This is a genomic window from Gimibacter soli (genome assembly GCF_028463845.1).
Taxonomy (GTDB): Bacteria; Pseudomonadota; Alphaproteobacteria; order Sphingomonadales; family Kordiimonadaceae; genus Gimibacter; species Gimibacter soli.
Map to the genome: position 1 here is coordinate 1,774,270 of NZ_CP116805.1, position 16,113 is coordinate 1,790,382.

Sequence of the window (16,113 nt, forward strand, 5' to 3'; positions counted from 1 at the left end):
CGGCGTTGTATGTTAGCATGCGGCTGGCTTCATTGAATTTTCGTAAAACTATAACTTGATAACCTCCGATAGCTGCGATCATACTACCCTCGGTTATTTGATGATCGGGTTTGTTCACAATCGGGGGTTATTTGATGGTTCGTCGCATTCTTTCGGCAGCTTTGATTTCTGTCGGTCTCACGGCCAGCGCGTCAGCTGCTGTTACGGTTTTTGAATTTTCAGGTAGTGCCCATTTCAGGGATTCCGATGCCGGGCTTTTCGGACTGTCAGTTGCTGAAAACGGCGGCAGCAACTTTTTCGAGAATGTCGTCACAGCAACGCTTCGCATCGATATGGATGCCGCTCCCTATAGCTATAATGTGAATGAGAACCAAAAGAGCGCGGTATACTTTTATGACTCGTTCTCGGTGACGATCGGGGACAAGACTTTCCTGTCCAGTAGCCTTGATGGTGCGCTGAACAGTGTCACCGTGTTTAGCGGTATTCCGGACGGCTTCAACGAAACCACCGATTTCGTGAGGGTAAGGATGTGGGACGTGACGGACACGATGTCCCTTGTCCATGGCTTCAATATCAATCTTGAGGCAGCCAACTCGTCCGGCGAGACATTTGATGAGCCGGCGCTTGAAGAGCTTTATGCCTTCAACAGCATCAACGAGTACGACTATCACTTCACGGACGGCGAATTTGCCTTGGGTGACAATCCGGGCAACCCCGAGCGCAACTGGTTCTACGGCGTTCGCCTTGTCAGCGTCACTTCTGCGGTGCCCGAGCCATCGACCTGGCTCATGATGCTGGGTGGATTCGGTGCTGCCGGCGCCGCTGCCCGTCGGCGGGGTCGTCGTCTGGTCAAGGCAGCAATATAGTCTTCCTCATTCCATAGCGTCGTCAGGCCCCGGTAACGAGGCCTGACATAAGGCCGTTTCCAACGGTTTCCGCGCTTTTCCGTTGACTCTCACCCCCAAACCCACTATCTCCCGCCCGTTAACGAATGGTCAGGGCAATGGTGTCCCTGTCCGCACGGACAATATACGTGTCAGCAAACCGGCTGTTTTCGGGGCTTTCACAGCGTCCGTGGCGCAATAACTTAAGGAGCGATTCGCATGTCGAAACGTATTCAAGCGAAATATAAAATTGACCGCCGTATGGGCGAGAATATCTGGGGCCGCGCCAAGTCCCCGGTTAACGCTCGCGAATATGGTCCGGGCCAGCATGGCCAGCGCCGCAAAGGCAAGCTTTCGGACTTCGGCATTCAGCTGCGCGCCAAGCAGAAGCTGAAAGGCTACTACGGCAACATCACCGAGAAGCAGTTCCGTCGTTATTACGACGAAGCTTCGCGCCGCAAGGGCGATACCGGTGAGAACCTCGTTGGTATTCTCGAATCGCGTCTCGACGCCGTCGTGTACCGAGCCAAGTTCGTACCGACCGTCTTCACCGCCCGTCAGTTCGTCAGCCACGGCCACGTTCTCGTGAACGGCCGCCGCTGCAACGTACCGTCGGCCATGATCAAGCCGGGTGACGTTGTCGAGATCCGTCAGCGCAGCCGCGAGATCCAGCCGGTTGTCCAGGCGACTCAGAGCGCCGAGCGTGAAGTGCCGGAATATGTGGCTGTAGAAGGCCACAAGGCAACCTTCGTTCGCGTTCCGACGCTTGACGAAGTGCCGTACCCGGTCATCATGGAACCGAACCTCGTGGTCGAATTCTACTCGCGTTAATCCGCGGGTAATCGAGCAGGCTTTCAAAGGGCTGCGCCGCAAGGCGCGGCCCTTTTGTTTATTCTGGACAAGCGAGCCATTGCACTATTACTTAAAGTGGTATTTTTGAAGCGTTTGAGCGGTATTTTATGACAGAGAAACGAGAGAGCCGGAAGTATGCTCCGATTGCGGCGGTGGCAGCGACAATAGGCGCCATTGCAGGCAGTTTTATCGTCAACAAACTTTTCGAAGATAGCAATAATCCGGACTTGGAAGTGCAAGTTGCAGAAGCAGCGGCGGAGTTGCGGAAACAGCTTCCGATGAAAGTGGACGACCAGACAACTTTGCAAAGCGTCGTATCTGCGGGAAATTCGTTCGTCTACCATTATACGGTTTCGGTGAATGGTTCAGATGTGGATTTGCCGACGTTCAGTGCAACAATGCAAAAGCAGCTCACTGCCTATGTTTGCGAGAGTCCGACGATGGCGCCGTCCGTCAAGAAAGGCGTCGAATACATATACATCCATATGAGTGCTGATGCTGTTCGCCTGAGCGAGGTTGCTATCGACAAGGCGGATTGCGGATTTTAGCAGACGGGTCCCCGTCAGCAATAATCGCATCACGACGGCCACTTTTTGGCGAAGCTCTTTTTAACCCGTTGATTGCGGCCTGAAAGATTGCAATGAATGGGGCAGTCAGGAAGGCAAAGGGGCAGCGCGTGACCTTGAACGAATTGCATGTCAGGCCGGTGAAGGATTCGGATGCGGACGGGCTTATCAAGCTTGTCGATGGCTGTTTCAGCGAATATCCGGGCTGCCACATCGATCTCGAAGACCTCGATACTGACCTTCTTGCCTGGGAGACCTACCTGCGGGCCAAGGACGGCGAAGGCTTCGTCGTTGAGGAGCAAGGCAAGGTTGTGGCGAGTGTGGGCTATGTCCCCCTTGGCCACGAAGTATTCGAAATCCGCCGTCTTTATGTGGATGCCGCCTTGCGCGGCAGTGGCATTGCACAGGCGCTGATCCAGCTTGTCGAGAACCGTATCAAGGGCCGGGGCGGGGTGACCGCCGAATGCTGGTCCGACACAAGGTTCGAGCGCGCCCACCGCTTTTACGAGCGCGAAGGATATGCCCGCCTGCCTGAAACGCGCGACCTGCACGATGTTTCCAACACCACGGAATATCAGTTCCGCAAGAGCTTATAACAGCCACCCACCTTTCGCCCTTGTTTGTCCTTGAACGGACGGCTATAGCGGCGCACATTACTGACCTTGTCCGAGGGGAGCCCGCCACGCACCTGTGGCCGATGGGCTGAGAGTTTCCGTGCCGTAATGAGGCGGTCCGGGGAGACCCTTAGAACCTGATCTGGGTGAAACCAGCGTAGGGAACGGAGCACACAAATGCCTGATACCGCCAAGACCGATTTCAATGTAACGACCGGCCCCATCGAGGGCTCGCGCAAGATCTATGTGAAAAGCCTGAGGGACGACAGCGTCCGCGTCGGCATGCGCGAGATCGCGCTGCACCCGTCGGCGAACGAGGAACCTGTCACCGTTTACGATACCTCGGGCCCCTACACCGACGAGACCGCGAAGATCGATATCTATGAAGGCCTGCCGGCTTTCCGCCGTGACTGGATCATGGCGCGCGGTGATGTCGAGGAATATGACGGCCGCGAAGTGAAGCCCGAAGACAACGGCAACGTCGAAGCCCAGTATCTGGCCCCGGAATTCCCGGTGAAAAACCGTCCGCTCAAGGCCAAGGCCGGTGCCAATGTCAGCCAGATGCATTATGCTAAGAAGGGCATCATCACGCCCGAGATGGAATATGTAGCCGTGCGCGAAAACCTTGGCCGCCAGCGCTGCGCTGAAGCGCTGAAGCGCTCGGGCGACCCGATGGGCGCGGTGATCCCGGATTATATCACTGCCGAGTTCGTGCGCGACGAGATCGCCGCTGGCCGCGCCATCATCCCCAACAATATCAACCACCCGGAATCGGAGCCGATGATCATCGGCCGGAACTTCCTCGTGAAGATCAACGCCAACATCGGCAACTCGGCCGTCTCAAGCTCGATTGCCGAGGAAGTGGACAAGATGGTGTGGGCGACCCGTTGGGGCGGCGACACGGTGATGGATCTTTCCACCGGTCGCAACATCCACAATACCCGCGAATGGATTCTCCGCAATTCGCCCGTGCCGATTGGCACCGTGCCGATCTATCAGGCGCTCGAGAAGGTGAACGGCATCGCCGAGGACCTGACGTGGGAAGTCTTCCGCGACACGCTCATTGAACAGGCCGAACAGGGTGTGGATTACTTCACCATCCACGCCGGTGTGCGCCTGCCATATGTGCCGATGACCGCCAAACGCGTGACCGGCATCGTGTCGCGCGGTGGCTCGATCATGGCCAAATGGTGCCTCGCCCACCACAAGGAAAGCTTCCTCTACGAGCGGTTCGAGGAAATCTGCGAAATCATGAAGGCGTATGACGTGGCCTTCAGCCTTGGCGACGGCCTGCGCCCCGGCAGCATCGCCGACGCTAATGATGAAGCCCAGTTCGCGGAACTGCGTACGCTGGGTGAACTCACCAAGATCGCCTGGAAGCATGATGTGCAGGTGATGATCGAAGGCCCCGGCCACGTGCCGATGCACAAGATCAAGGAAAACATGGACGAGCAGCTGAAGCATTGCCACGAGGCACCCTTCTACACGCTCGGGCCGCTCACCACCGATATCGCGCCGGGCTATGACCATATCACCTCGGCGATTGGTGCGGCGATGATCGGCTGGTTCGGCACCGCCATGCTTTGCTACGTGACGCCGAAGGAACACCTTGGCCTGCCGAACCGAGATGACGTGAAGGTGGGTGTGGTGACCTACAAGCTCGCCGCCCACGCCGCTGACCTTGCCAAGGGGCACCCGGCCGCCCAGGCGCGCGATGATGCGCTTTCCCGCGCCCGGTTCGAGTTCCGCTGGCAGGACCAGTTCAACCTGTCGCTGGACCCCGAAACCGCCCGCGATTTCCACGACCAGACCCTGCCGAAAGAGGCCCACAAGGTGGCCCACTTCTGCAGCATGTGCGGCCCCAAATTCTGCTCGATGAAAATCACGCAGGACGTGCGCGACTATGCCGCCACGCTCGAAGCCGAAAAGGGCATGGCCGAGAAATCGGAAGAGTTCAAATCGCTCGGCTCCGAGATTTATCTCGAGAAGGGCGCGGCTGAATAAAACATCACCGTCATGCCGGGCCCGACCCAGCATCCAGCGGCGCTGGCATCAATCGTGGACCCCGGATCGGGTCCGGGGTGACGGAAGAATAGAGAAGGCGGCCTTGGTGCCGCCTTCTGCTTTTAAAGCCCGAACCTCCCTTATCCACCGGTCGGCGACGAGGCCTTTGGGGACATAGTTACCGGGATGCCAGCCGCAGCCTGCGCCCGCCTATCGCCCCGCCTGGCTTCCTTATGCTGCTGGTGGTGCTTTTCGCACTGCCGGTGGGTGAGACACAGAAAGCGCTTTCCTTTGAGCGTCGGTTGATACAATCCTGAATGGCATTCATTTGGGGGAAATCATGCGCATTCTGTTATCGGTGCTTTTCGCGCTCGTCTGGCTTTCGGGCACAGCTGCCAATGCCGGGGCGCCGCTGGAAGTCGGTGAAGTGCCGCCGGATATGGTTGGCTACGATCAGGATGGCAATGAACTGCGGCTCAGCAATTACAAGGGGCAGGTGGTGATCGTCACCTTCTGGGCCACATGGTGCCCGCCCTGCCTGCAGGAGTTGCCCATTCTGGAGGGTATGCAGCGGCAAGTGCCTGAAGGACAGCTCAAGGTCATTGCCGTGAATTTCAAACAGCGCCGCCAAACCTATGCGCGGGCGGTGAAATATATGGAAGATTATCAGCTGACCTTTTCCTACGACAAAGGCAACAAGGCAGTCCGGGCCTACGGCGTCAAGTCGTTGCCGCATATGTTCATGATCACCAAGGAAGGCAGGATTGGCAGGATCCATCTTGGCTACGGGGAGGGGATGATTCCCAAACTTGTGGACGAAGTGAACGAGCTGCTCCGCTGGAAGCGCATCGAGATGCCGCAGGCTGAATGATCTCCCCTTCCGCTCGCCGCACCTCGCGCGCGTCTCACCGCATGGTGAATTGCCATTAACCATAAGATGGCGCGACGATTGCGGCCTTGCACCCGAAGGGTGACATAATAAGCGAGGGGATTATCAATGACGAAATACTGGATGCGCGGTGCCGTGCTCGGCGCTGTGGTTGCAGCCTTTGCCGTGCCGGCACTGGCCGATCATCACAAGGCGGTGGAAGCAGCGCTGATGGCGCCGGACCGTCCGGCCGCCGACAAGGAACGCGACGGTGATCGCAAACCGGGCGAGGTGCTTGCCTTTGCCGGAATCAAGCCGGGGATGACCGTGATCGATGTGAACTCGGGCGGCGGCTATTATACCGAAATCCTGTCGCACCTTGTGGGGGCGAAGGGCAAGGTGATCGCCCATAACGATCAGGTCTATTATCCCTTTGTGGAAAAAGACCTGCCGGGGCGCGGCTATGGCAGCCGGCTCGCTAACGTGACCGAAGTGCACGGCATGGCCGAGCCGCTGGAGCAGCCGGCGGAAAGCGCCGACGCTGCCATCATCGTGCTCGCCTATCACGACTATTTCTTCCATACCAAAAACCGCCCGAACGATGCCGATATCGGCGCGGTGCTGGCCTCGATCCGTTCGGCGCTGAAACCGGGCGGCAGCTTCATCATCATCGATCACGTGGCGCCGGCGGGCTCGGGCCATGAAGCAGGTGACAAGCTGCACCGGATCGACCCGATGCTGGTGCGCGCCGAAGTGGAGGCCGCGGGCTTCACCTTTGACGGGGAAACCGACGTGCTGCGGAACTCGGCTGATAACCACACCGACAGCCCCTTCAAGGAAGGACTGCGCGGCAAGACGGACCGGTTCGTCTATAAGTTCGTGAAGAAGTGAAGACCCTCACACCGTCATGCCGGGCTTGACCCTGCATTCAGAACTGGACCCCGGGTCATGGCCCGGGGTGACGCTTTTTATAGGGCCATCGACATATGCCGGGCGTGGCCGGCATAGGTGGCGAGCTTGGCGGCGAGCGCCGGGCTTTCGTCGATTGTGAAGCCGAAGCGGCTCCAGAAGGGTACGGTATCATTCACGGCCACAAGCGTCATGCGCTGGAAGCCGAGCGCCCTGGCATGGTCGATGATGGCCTGCACACCTGCACTTGCCGCCCCCGTGCCGCGCGCGGTCGATAGAAGCGCCACATCATGGATATGGTAGCAGTCGGCATTTGCCGGGATGGCTTCCAGCATCACATCAAGTGCCGGTGGTGCCCCGTAGATCCACGGATGGGTGAGGGCATAGCCCGAGGGCTCGCCATTGAGTTCGAGGATCAGGCAGCCGCCCGGATGCAGGCGCTGCCGTTCCGCGAACACGGCGGGGTCTTCGGGGTGATCTTCATGGATCACATCGGCCATCGCCTCTACAAGGGCCACTTCATCCGCCGTCATTTCCCGCCATTGCATGCTGGTCATGTCGCTGTTCCTCAGGGGCAGGGGAAGGTGATGTCGTTATCGATGGCGTCGAGCGCCGCCAGATGTTCCGCCGTCAGCCCCGCCTTGCGGGCATCAAGGGCTGCCTGAAGCTGGTCGACGCTGGTGGCGCCCACGATTGACGAGGTCACGAACGGCTGGGAAAGCACAAAGGCATGTGCCTGCGTGGTGGCGTCCATGCCGAACGCGCGGGCGGTGGCCACATAGCGCTCGATCGCCTTCTTGGCGTTCGCACCCTGATAGCGCGGGAAAATGTCACCAAAAAGGGTCAGCCGCGCGCCGGCAGGCTTGGCGCCGCCAATATATTTGCCGGTGAGCGTGCCGAAGGCGAGGGGCGAGTAGGCGAGAAGCGATACCTCGGCCTTGATCGCCATTTCAGCAAGCCCCACCTCGAACGAGCGATTGAGGAGGCTGTAGGGGTTCTGGATCGAGGCAATGCGCGGCAGGCCCATCTGGTCCGCGAGGCGCAGGCATTCCATCACGCCCCACGGGGTTTCGTTCGATAGCCCCACGGCGCGCACCTTGCCGGCGTCCACCAGTTCCTTCAGCGCTGACAGCGATTCTTCCAATGGCGTCGACTTGTCGTCCGGGTCATGCTTGTAACGCAGGCGGCCGAAGCAATTGGTCGGGCGCTCGGGCCAGTGCAGCTGGTAAAGGTCGATATAGTCGGTTTTCAGCCGTTTCAGGCTGGCGTCGCAGGCGTCCAGGATCGAGGCGCGGTCGAGCTTCGTTTCGCCGCCATTGAGGTGCGGGCGCATATAATCGAAGCTGCGCCCGCCGCGCGATCCGCTGGCGATCTTGGTGGCGAGGATGATGTCCTGCCGCCGGCCGGTTTTCTGGAGCCAGCTGCCGATGATGCGCTCAGTAGCGCCGTAGGTCTCCTTGCGGCCCGGTACGGCATACATTTCGGCGGTATCGACAAAATTGATGCCGTTTGCGAGCGCATGGTCAAGCTGGGCATGGCCATCGGCTTCGCTGTTCTGTTCGCCCCAGGTCATGGTGCCGAGGCAGATTTCGGATACGCGAATCCCCGTCCGCCCGAGCTCATTGATGCGCATCGGTGACTGCTCCTTTTAGGGAAACCGGAAGAGAAGGATCAGGCGGCGACGCCTTTTTCCGTGAAGAGCGACTGAAGTTCGCCCGTCTGGAACATTTCCTTCACGATATCGCAGCCGCCAACGAATTCACCCTTCACATAAAGCTGGGGAATGGTCGGCCAGTCGGAATAGGCCTTGATGCCTTCGCGCAGTTCCATGTCTTCAAGGACGTTGTAGGACTGGTATTTGACATCGAGGTGATTGAGAACCTGCGACACAACGGACGAGAAGCCGCACTGCGGGAAGACCGGGGTGCCCTTCATGAACAGGACAACATCGTCCTTGGTCACATAGTCGCGGATACGCTCGAAAATCGGCTGGTCGGTCATTTTGGTCTTCCTTCAACAGGTCACATCGGGCGGCCATGCGCCCGTACTTGGCAGGAAATAAGCCTTTTCGGCGCATATTCCAAGGGGCAGGCGGCAATTCTCGTCAAAAAGTGATGGGCCGCTCAGTCCGGCACCGAGGTTTGCAGGGCAAGCGCGTGCAGTTCGTTCCCCATGCGGCCCTTCAGGCTCTGGTACACCATCTGGTGCTGCTGCACCCGCGATTTGCCCCTGAAGCCTTCATAGATCACATGGGCCGCATAATGGTCGCCGTCGCCACGCAGGTCATCGATTTGCACCTTGGCGCCGGGCAGCGCTTCCTGGATGAATTCGGTGATGGCTTCTGCGGTCATGGCCATGGCTTTGTCCCCTCTCGGCAAGGCACCCCGCGACGGGGGCGCTTTTCTTCAAACATATCTCTTTATATGGTGGCAGGCGGGGCCAATGCAATCGGCCTTCAAGGGGGGAGACGACGATGGCGGGAAGCTGGACCGAAACAGCGGCGGCAGGCGGCAATATCGTGCCGCTTTTCCATGTGGCGGCAGAAGGCGAGCGGCGCGGCGGTATCCTGATGCTGCCGGCGCTTGGCGTGGAAGGCGCCTTCTATGAACGCTTCGCCGAGGGGCTGGGCGCTGCGGGCTTCGAGGTCGCGGTGATGGAAATGCGCGGCAACGGCCGCAGCAACCGCCGGCCGGGCCGGGCCGAGGCGTTCGGCTACCGCGAGTATGTGACCGAAGACATGGCCGCCGTCAGCCTGTGGCTCCGTGCGAAACTGGCGCCGGGGCAGAAGCTGATCGCGCTTGGCCATTCGCTCGGCGCCCATATGGCGGTGGCGGCAGCGGCTATTGCACCCAGCCTGCATGACGGCATCGTCACCATCGCAGCGGGCACGCCGTGGCATGGCGCCTTCAAGGGCAAGGTGGCGAAGCAGGTGAAATTCCTGTGCCGCATCATGCCGCTGCTGCATCTGGTGTACGGCTATTTCCCGGGCCACAAGCTTGGATTCGCGGGGCGCGAATATCGCGGCATCATGGCAGACTGGAAACATCTGGCCGCGCGCAACGAGTTCCGCATCAAGGGCGAGGCCGAAGCGCTGGAGCCGCGCCTCGCCGCATGGCCGGGCCGTGTGCTCGCCATCACCCTCGCCGACGACAAGCTCGCCCCCGCCCCCGCCGCCAAGGGGCTGGTCGGCAAGCTGACTGCTGCTGAGGTCGACCACCGCATCCTGACGGGGGATGACACCGCCACCCGCGCCGACCATTTCAAATGGGCCCGCGACGTTGGCAACCTGCCGCAGATCGTGGCGGAATGGGTGGGGTGATTTCGCCTAGTGAATAGTCACGCCCGTATTGTCTGCGAGCACGGCGATGGTGAGCGAGCGGGTCTCATGGTCGGTGGGCGGGCTGAGGCGGTAGCCGCTGCCTGAAAGGTGATCCACAAACAGGATCAGGGCGTGTTCGGCCAGTGCCATGCCGTCGCCCTTGAACCAGTGGCCAAGGATCGTGCGGCCACGTTCCACCTGGGCATTCTGGTAGGCGCCGGCGGCGGCGATGATGCGGCGTTCGTCCATCGTCATCTGTTGGCAGGCGCAGCATTTCACATTCACCTTGCGGGCGGAGCGCCGGGCGACAAGGCCCATGAACTGGTCCCAGTGGCGCGAGGCCATCGGGCCGCCGGCAACACAAAAGGCGCGGTGCCAGGCATCGATATGACGGGCAAGTCGGGCGCTGCCGGCCTCGGCCGTCAGCGCCCCCACCCATTGCCGCGTCACGTGCAACACAAACCTTTCCGCGGCTCCGGAGGGGAGGGTAGAGAGGGTGGAAACCTGCGGCAGGCTTGTGTTGGATACGGAACGTTCGGGCATGGTGTCAGCTCCCTTGCTGTCGTTGCCCATGTAGTGTAATTGCGAATCATTCGCAATATCAAGATAAAAATCAGATAACAGGAAAGACGAAAAAGGGCAGGGGGTTACAGGCTGATGGTGCCCGAATTTGCGGTGCTAAAGCTTACCCGTGCGAAACCGGTACAGAAGCGCGTCGCGCGCTGCAGGGTCGGCTGGCACTTCGCCTGCTGCATGCAAGGCCTGCCAGCGGGCGAGCGCTTCTGGGCTCATGCGGGCATTGGCGCGTTCGGGCGTCAGGGCTTCGGTGATCGCCGGGTTCACCGGCAGGCCAAGGAATCGGGCGAGGCCTTCGCCGCCCTCATCCATCAGCGTGCCAAGCCCGATTGCTGCAACATGCTGCACGCCGGCGGCGGTCAGTTTTGCTGCAATCTTTTCGGGGTCGGGCAGGGGCTGCGGGTAGGGCGCCAAAAAATCGGCGAGGCTGCCCTGATAGCCCCGGATGGCCCGGAACATATGGACCGATTCCCACCATGCGTCTGCCGCGCGGGTCACCAGCCGCACCTCGATCCGCCGCTTTGCCTTCGCCTGCAGCATGGCAAGCGAGGCACCGAAACGGTCGAGATCGGGATAGAAGCGCGCGGCGAGCGTGCCGGGCATGGTGCCGATCAGGTTTTCATAGCTGACGACCACGCCGCGTTCCTCGCGGTCGATCGCGCGCACCAGCCGCGCAAGGCGAACTTTATCGAGAAGCGGGGCCGCGGGCCGGTGCAGGCGGCGCAGGTGCGCCCATGCCCGGTCGGTCATCAGCTCGTCGCGCAGCATCACCCGCCAGCCAGCGGCCTCAAGCGGGGCGCGTGCCTTCGCCAGCGCCTTCTGGATGCTGGTGGAGCCGCAGCGGTGCAGGCCGATATGCAGGATGACAGGTGTGTCGCTCATGGCGGCATTTAGGGGGAGTCAGATGGGTTTGTCCAGAATACAAAAAGGGGCGCCCTCGCGTTGCTCGGGTCCTGCGTGACGCGCCGCTCAAACGCCGCGCGGGCTTGTGGCACCCCAAAGAAAAAGGGGCGCCAATCGCTTGGCACCCCTTCCGCTTTCAAGCTGGGTAGGGCTTAAAGTTCGTTTTTCATGAAGGCCGGGAACCAGCCTTCGTGTGCTGCGGTGAGGGCTGCGAGCGGCAGGTCAAGCGCACCGCCGTTTACCGTGATGCTGTCACCGCCCGTGGTGCCGAGAACGGCAACGGCGAGGCCGGCATCGCGGGCTTCCTGACGGATCGTCTCGGCCTCGTCGGCCTCGGCGGCGATCAGGTAGCGCGACTGGCTTTCGCTGAACAGGTGAACATGCAGCGGCAGGCTGTCGTCAAGCGTGATGGTGGCGCCCGTCTTGCCCGAGATTGCCATATCGGCAAGGGCAGCGATCAGGCCGCCGTCCGACAGGTCATGCACGGTTGTCAGCTGGCCGTTCTCGATGAGCGCGCGGACGAAATCGCCGTTGCGGCGCTCGACAGCGAGATCAACAACCGGCGGCAGGCCTTCGTCCTTTTTCAGGATTTCACGCTGGTAAAGCGACGCGCCAAGCTCGTTTTTGGTTTCGCCAAACAGCATGATCACCTGGCCGTCGCCCTTGAAGGGCACGGTTGCCATATGTTTCGACTGCTTCAGGATGCCGACACCGCCGATGGCGGGCGTAGGCAGGATGCCCTTGCCGTTCGTCTCGTTATAAAGCGAGACGTTGCCCGAAACGATGGGGTAATCAAGCGCGACGCAGGCTTCCGCCATGCCTTCAAGGCAGCCGACGATCTGGCCCATGATCTCGGGCCGCTCGGGGTTGCCGAAGTTGAGGCAGTTGGTGATGGCAAGCGGCAGGCCGCCGGTGGCCGTGATGTTCCGCCACGTTTCAGCCACGGCCTGTTTGCCGCCTTCAACCGGATCGGCATAGCAGTAGCGCGGGGTTACGTCCGTGCTGATCGCCAGCGCCTTTTCGGTGCCATGCACGCGCACGACAGCAGCGTCGCCGCCCGGGCGCTGGACGGTGTCGCCCATGACCATATGGTCATACTGCGACCAGATCCAGCGACGCGAGGCGAGGTTCGGCCCGCCGATCAGGTCCATAACCGCCTTTTTCAGGTCCTTGGGCGCTTCCACGTCCACAGCCTTGCGCTTCGGCGTTGCCGTGTGCGGGCGGTCATATTCCGGCGCATCGTCCACAAGCGTGTTGAGCGGGATATCGCCCACCGTTTCGCCCTTGAACTTCAGCGTCAGGTTGCCCGTATCGGTGATGTGGCCGATCACGGCGAAATCAAGTTCCCACTTTTCGAAGATGGCTTTCGCCATTTCCTCGCGGCCGGGCTTCAGGACCATGAGCATGCGCTCCTGGCTTTCCGACAGCATCATCTCGTAGGGGAGCATGTTTTCTTCGCGCTGGGGCACGTTATCGAGGATCAGCTCGAAGCCAACGCCGCCTTTCGACGCCATCTCGACGGACGACGAGGTGAGGCCAGCCGCCCCCATGTCCTGAATGGCGACGATCGCGTCGGTAGCCATCAGCTCGAGGCAGGCTTCGATCAGGAGTTTCTCGGTGAAGGGGTCACCCACCTGTACGGTCGGGCGTTTCTCTTCACTGTCGTCCGTGAATTCGGCCGACGCCATGGTGGCACCGTGGATGCCGTCGCGGCCGGTTTTGGAGCCGACATATACGACGGGGTTACCCACACCAGCAGCTGCCGAATAGAAGATCTTCTCGGCGTCGGCGAGGCCAACGGTCATGGCGTTTACAAGGATGTTGCCATTGTAGGACGGGTCGAAGTTCGTCTCGCCGCCCACGGTCGGCACACCCACGCAGTTGCCGTAGCCACCGATGCCCGAAACCACGCCAGCCACAAGGTGGCGGGTCTTCGGATGATCAGGCTCGCCAAAGCGCAGCGCGTTCATGTTGGCCACGGGGCGTGCGCCCATGGTGAAGACATCGCGCAGGATGCCGCCCACGCCCGTCGCCGCGCCCTGATAGGGCTCGATGAAGGACGGGTGGTTGTGGCTTTCCATCTTGAAGATGGCTGCCTGCCCGTCACCGATATCGATGACGCCGGCATTCTCGCCGGGGCCGCAGATAACCCACGGGGCTTTCGTCGGCAGTTTCTTCAGGTGGATTTTCGAGGATTTGTAGGAGCAATGCTCCGACCACATCACGGAATAGATCCCGAGTTCCGTCAGGTTCGGCTCGCGGCCGAGGCCTTTCAGGATCAGGTCATATTCCTTCGGCGTCAGGCCGTGATCGCGGACGATTTCGGGGGTGATCTTGGTGTCGGTCATCTCTTTTCCCCTCAGCCCAGACGGTTCATGACGGATTCGAACAGGACGCGGCCGTCGGAGCCGCCGAGCGCGGGTTCGATCATCCGCTCGGGGTGCGGCATCATGCCAAGCACGTTGCCTTTTTTGTTCAGCACACCGGCGATGCGGCGCTGGGCGCCATTGATATCCTCGGCATAGCGGAAGGCAACCTGACCTTCGCCTTCGAGGGCATCGAGCGTTTCCTTGTCGGCATAATAGTTGCCGTCATGGTGCGCGACCGGGATGGTGATGTTGCTGCCGGCGGTGTAGCCGTTGGTGAAGAGGCTGGCGTCGTTCGCCACTTCCAGTTCCACATCGCGGCACACGAAATGGAGGCTGGCGTTGCGCATCAGCGCACCCGGCAGGAGGCCGGTTTCAGTCAGAACCTGGAAACCGTTGCAGACGCCGAGGACCGGAACACCGGCTTCGGCGCGCTTGATGACCTCTTTCATGACGGTCGAACGTGCTGACATGGCGCCGCAGCGCAGATAGTCGCCGTAGGAGAAACCGCCGGGCAGGGCGATGAAGTCGACCTTCTCGAAATCGGCCGACTGGTGCCAGACCATTTCAGGTTTTTTACCCGTCACCTTTTCAAGGGCGACGGCCATATCCCGGTCGCAGTTCGAACCGGGAAAGACGATGACCGCGGATTTCATGGGCGCTTACTCCAGCTCGATGCTGTAGTTTTCGATCACCGTGTTGGCGAGCAGCTTGCGGCACATCTCGTCAACCGCTTCCTTGGAGGTGCCTGCCGCGAGGTCCAGCTCGATATATTTGCCCTGGCGGGCGGCTTCGACGCCGTCAAAACCCATGTTGCCGAGTGCGTGTTCGATGGCTTTGCCCTGGGGGTCCAGAACGCCATTCTTGAGGGTAACGTGAATACGGGCTTTCATGGGTCTCAGCCTTCCTTCTTCTGCTGGTGTTCGGCAAGTTCGGTGATGTCGGCGCTCGGCAGGATGCCGAGGCGGCGGGCCACTTCCATATAGGCTTCCATTTCACCGCCGAGATCGCGGCGGAAACGGTCCTTGTCGAGCTTCTCGCCCGTTTTCATGTCCCACAGGCGGCAGCCATCGGGGCTGATTTCATCAGCCAGCACAGTCATGACTTCCTCGCCTTCGTAAAGGCGGCCGAACTCCAGCTTGAAGTCGATGAGGCGGATGCCGATGCCGGCGAAGAGGCCGGACATGAAATCGTTCACGCGCAGGGCATAATGGGTGATGTCGTCAAGCTCGTCTTCCGAAGCCCAGCCGAAGGTCAGCACATGCTCTTCGGCGATCAGCGGGTCGCCAAGCTCGTCCGACTTGAAGCAGAACTCAACGAGCGGGCGGGGCAGCGGCGTGCCTTCCTCGATCCCGAGGCGCTTGGAGAGGCCACCGGCGGCAACGTTGCGGACGATCACTTCCACGGGGATGATCTCGACCGCTTTCACCAGCTGTTCCCGCATCGACATACGGCGCACGAAGTGAGTCGGGATGCCGATGTTGCCAAGGGCGGCGAAGATATATTCGGAGATGTGGTTGTTCACCACGCCCTTGCCCGAAAGCGTGCCCTTTTTCTGGTTGTTGAATGCGGTGGCGTCATCCTTGAAATACTGGATGATCGTGCCCGGCTCGGGGCCTTCATACAGGATCTTGGCTTTGCCTTCGTAAATCTTGTTGCGGCGGGACATCTGAGGCCTGCTCCTTCGACATGCAGGGAGGGGGTGAATCGCGCGCGGACAATAGCGGATGAAGTCCGGCCCGACAATCTTTCTGTCATAAAACGCAATAACCGGTTTTTGCTCTTGACCAGCGGCGCACAGATATTACCTGAATGTGCGCTATAATCGTTGCCTGTGCCTCCTGCAGGTGACAAGAATCGGGATGAAAGGACCACGCCCATGACCACGTTCGACAGCCGCGAAAAGGCCTTTGAAGACAAGTTCGCCCACGATGAGGCGCTGCTGTTCAAGGCGCGGGCTCGCCGTAATCGCCTGCTTGGCGAATGGCTGGCCGCCGAGATGGGCCTTTCGGGCGACGCCGTGAAAGAATATGCCGGTGATGTGGTCGCCTCCGACCTTGAAGAAGAAGGTGACGGCGACGTGATCCGCAAGGTGATGGCCGATATCGCTGCCAAGGGCCTCGATATCTCGCAGCACCGCATTGAAAAGCGCCTCGACGAGCTGTTCGACGAAGCCAAGCGTCAGATCATGTCCGAATCCTGAGCCCTTGGTGGCCGGGCTTGATTTCGATCAATAAGCCCGTCGCCTGAAG

The 16,113-nt window shown here is 60.4% G+C and carries 19 protein-coding genes and 1 riboswitch; of the genes, 9 read left to right on the plus strand and 10 right to left on the minus strand.

Annotated elements, in window-relative coordinates; all coding sequences use genetic code 11:
- Nucleotides 1–134 precede the first annotated feature (134 nt).
- From PH603_RS08300 to PH603_RS08330, 7 genes are all read left to right on the plus strand, one after another.
- Complete coding sequence (locus PH603_RS08300; RefSeq protein WP_289505613.1) at nucleotides 135–866, plus strand: PEPxxWA-CTERM sorting domain-containing protein; 732 nt, start codon at nucleotides 135–137, stop codon at nucleotides 864–866.
- A 237-nt stretch (nucleotides 867–1,103) separates the two neighbouring features.
- Nucleotides 1,104–1,715 carry a 30S ribosomal protein S4 gene (gene rpsD / locus PH603_RS08305; protein WP_289505614.1) on the plus strand — a complete coding sequence of 204 codons (612 nt, stop codon included), beginning with the start codon at nucleotides 1,104–1,106 and terminating at the stop codon, nucleotides 1,713–1,715.
- Between the two features lie 128 nt (nucleotides 1,716–1,843).
- A complete protein-coding gene (locus PH603_RS08310) occupies nucleotides 1,844–2,284 on the plus strand; it encodes a DUF8479 domain-containing protein (RefSeq protein ID WP_289505615.1) in 441 nt (146 codons plus the stop codon).
- Nucleotides 2,285–2,412: 128 nt separating this feature from the next.
- Nucleotides 2,413–2,898, plus strand: a complete 486-nt coding sequence (locus tag PH603_RS08315) for a GNAT family N-acetyltransferase (RefSeq protein ID WP_289505616.1) — start codon at nucleotides 2,413–2,415, stop codon at nucleotides 2,896–2,898.
- A gap of 63 nt (nucleotides 2,899–2,961) precedes the next feature.
- Nucleotides 2,962–3,098, plus strand: a riboswitch (TPP riboswitch).
- Complete coding sequence (gene thiC, locus PH603_RS08320; RefSeq protein WP_289505617.1) at nucleotides 3,094–4,920, plus strand: phosphomethylpyrimidine synthase ThiC; 1,827 nt, start codon at nucleotides 3,094–3,096, stop codon at nucleotides 4,918–4,920. Its footprint overlaps the riboswitch before it by 5 nt.
- 340 nt (nucleotides 4,921–5,260) lie before the next feature.
- The gene (locus PH603_RS08325; RefSeq protein ID WP_289505618.1) at nucleotides 5,261–5,791 is read left to right on the plus strand and encodes a TlpA disulfide reductase family protein; all 531 of its coding nucleotides are present in this window, start codon (nucleotides 5,261–5,263) and stop codon (nucleotides 5,789–5,791) included.
- 126 nt (nucleotides 5,792–5,917) lie between these two features.
- Nucleotides 5,918–6,679 (plus strand): class I SAM-dependent methyltransferase, encoded by a 762-nt coding sequence (locus tag PH603_RS08330; protein ID WP_289505619.1) that lies wholly within the window; start codon nucleotides 5,918–5,920, stop codon nucleotides 6,677–6,679.
- 77 nt (nucleotides 6,680–6,756) lie between these two features.
- On the opposite strand, the gene PH603_RS08335 is transcribed toward PH603_RS08330, so the two are convergent.
- The 4 genes from PH603_RS08335 to PH603_RS08350 all read right to left on the minus strand — a co-directional run bounded on the left by PH603_RS08335 (nucleotide 6,757) and on the right by PH603_RS08350 (nucleotide 9,054).
- A complete protein-coding gene (locus PH603_RS08335; protein WP_289505620.1) occupies nucleotides 6,757–7,254 on the minus strand; it encodes a GNAT family N-acetyltransferase in 498 nt (165 codons plus the stop codon).
- Nucleotides 7,255–7,265: 11 nt separating this feature from the next.
- Nucleotides 7,266–8,330, minus strand: coding sequence for an NADP(H)-dependent aldo-keto reductase (locus PH603_RS08340; RefSeq protein WP_289505621.1), 1,065 nt, complete (start codon nucleotides 8,328–8,330; stop codon nucleotides 7,266–7,268).
- Nucleotides 8,331–8,368: 38 nt separating this feature from the next.
- On the minus strand, nucleotides 8,369–8,698 hold the full coding sequence (gene grxD, locus PH603_RS08345; protein ID WP_289505622.1) for a Grx4 family monothiol glutaredoxin: 330 nt from the start codon (nucleotides 8,696–8,698) through the stop codon (nucleotides 8,369–8,371).
- 122 nt (nucleotides 8,699–8,820) lie between these two features.
- The gene (locus tag PH603_RS08350; RefSeq protein ID WP_289505623.1) at nucleotides 8,821–9,054 is read right to left on the minus strand and encodes a BolA/IbaG family iron-sulfur metabolism protein; all 234 of its coding nucleotides are present in this window, start codon (nucleotides 9,052–9,054) and stop codon (nucleotides 8,821–8,823) included.
- Between the two features lie 116 nt (nucleotides 9,055–9,170).
- Between PH603_RS08350 and PH603_RS08355 the strand changes: the two genes are divergently transcribed.
- Complete coding sequence (locus PH603_RS08355) at nucleotides 9,171–10,016, plus strand: alpha/beta fold hydrolase (RefSeq protein WP_289505624.1); 846 nt, start codon at nucleotides 9,171–9,173, stop codon at nucleotides 10,014–10,016.
- Between the two features lie 6 nt (nucleotides 10,017–10,022).
- Here PH603_RS08355 and PH603_RS08360 read toward each other — a convergent pair whose 3' ends face one another.
- The 6 genes from PH603_RS08360 to purC form a co-directional block, all read right to left on the minus strand.
- The gene (locus PH603_RS08360) at nucleotides 10,023–10,559 is read right to left on the minus strand and encodes a hypothetical protein (protein ID WP_289505625.1); all 537 of its coding nucleotides are present in this window, start codon (nucleotides 10,557–10,559) and stop codon (nucleotides 10,023–10,025) included.
- A 135-nt stretch (nucleotides 10,560–10,694) separates the two neighbouring features.
- A complete protein-coding gene (locus tag PH603_RS08365; protein ID WP_289505626.1) occupies nucleotides 10,695–11,474 on the minus strand; it encodes a hypothetical protein in 780 nt (259 codons plus the stop codon).
- 173 nt (nucleotides 11,475–11,647) lie between these two features.
- Entirely contained in the window at nucleotides 11,648–13,843 is a 2,196-nt protein-coding gene (purL, locus tag PH603_RS08370) for a phosphoribosylformylglycinamidine synthase subunit PurL (protein ID WP_289505627.1), read from the minus strand.
- Nucleotides 13,844–13,854: 11 nt separating this feature from the next.
- Nucleotides 13,855–14,517: a phosphoribosylformylglycinamidine synthase subunit PurQ gene (gene purQ, locus PH603_RS08375; protein ID WP_289505628.1), complete on the minus strand. Its 663-nt coding sequence runs from the start codon at nucleotides 14,515–14,517 to the stop codon at nucleotides 13,855–13,857.
- Nucleotides 14,518–14,523: 6 nt separating this feature from the next.
- Nucleotides 14,524–14,754: a phosphoribosylformylglycinamidine synthase subunit PurS gene (purS, locus tag PH603_RS08380; RefSeq protein WP_289505629.1), complete on the minus strand. Its 231-nt coding sequence runs from the start codon at nucleotides 14,752–14,754 to the stop codon at nucleotides 14,524–14,526.
- Nucleotides 14,755–14,759: 5 nt separating this feature from the next.
- Nucleotides 14,760–15,530, minus strand: a complete 771-nt coding sequence (purC, locus tag PH603_RS08385; RefSeq protein ID WP_289505630.1) for a phosphoribosylaminoimidazolesuccinocarboxamide synthase — start codon at nucleotides 15,528–15,530, stop codon at nucleotides 14,760–14,762.
- Between the two features lie 210 nt (nucleotides 15,531–15,740).
- Here purC and PH603_RS08390 point away from each other — a divergent pair, with 210 nt between their 5' ends.
- Nucleotides 15,741–16,064 carry a DUF1476 domain-containing protein gene (locus PH603_RS08390; protein WP_289505631.1) on the plus strand — a complete coding sequence of 108 codons (324 nt, stop codon included), beginning with the start codon at nucleotides 15,741–15,743 and terminating at the stop codon, nucleotides 16,062–16,064.
- The last annotated feature ends 49 nt before the right edge of the window (nucleotides 16,065–16,113 follow it).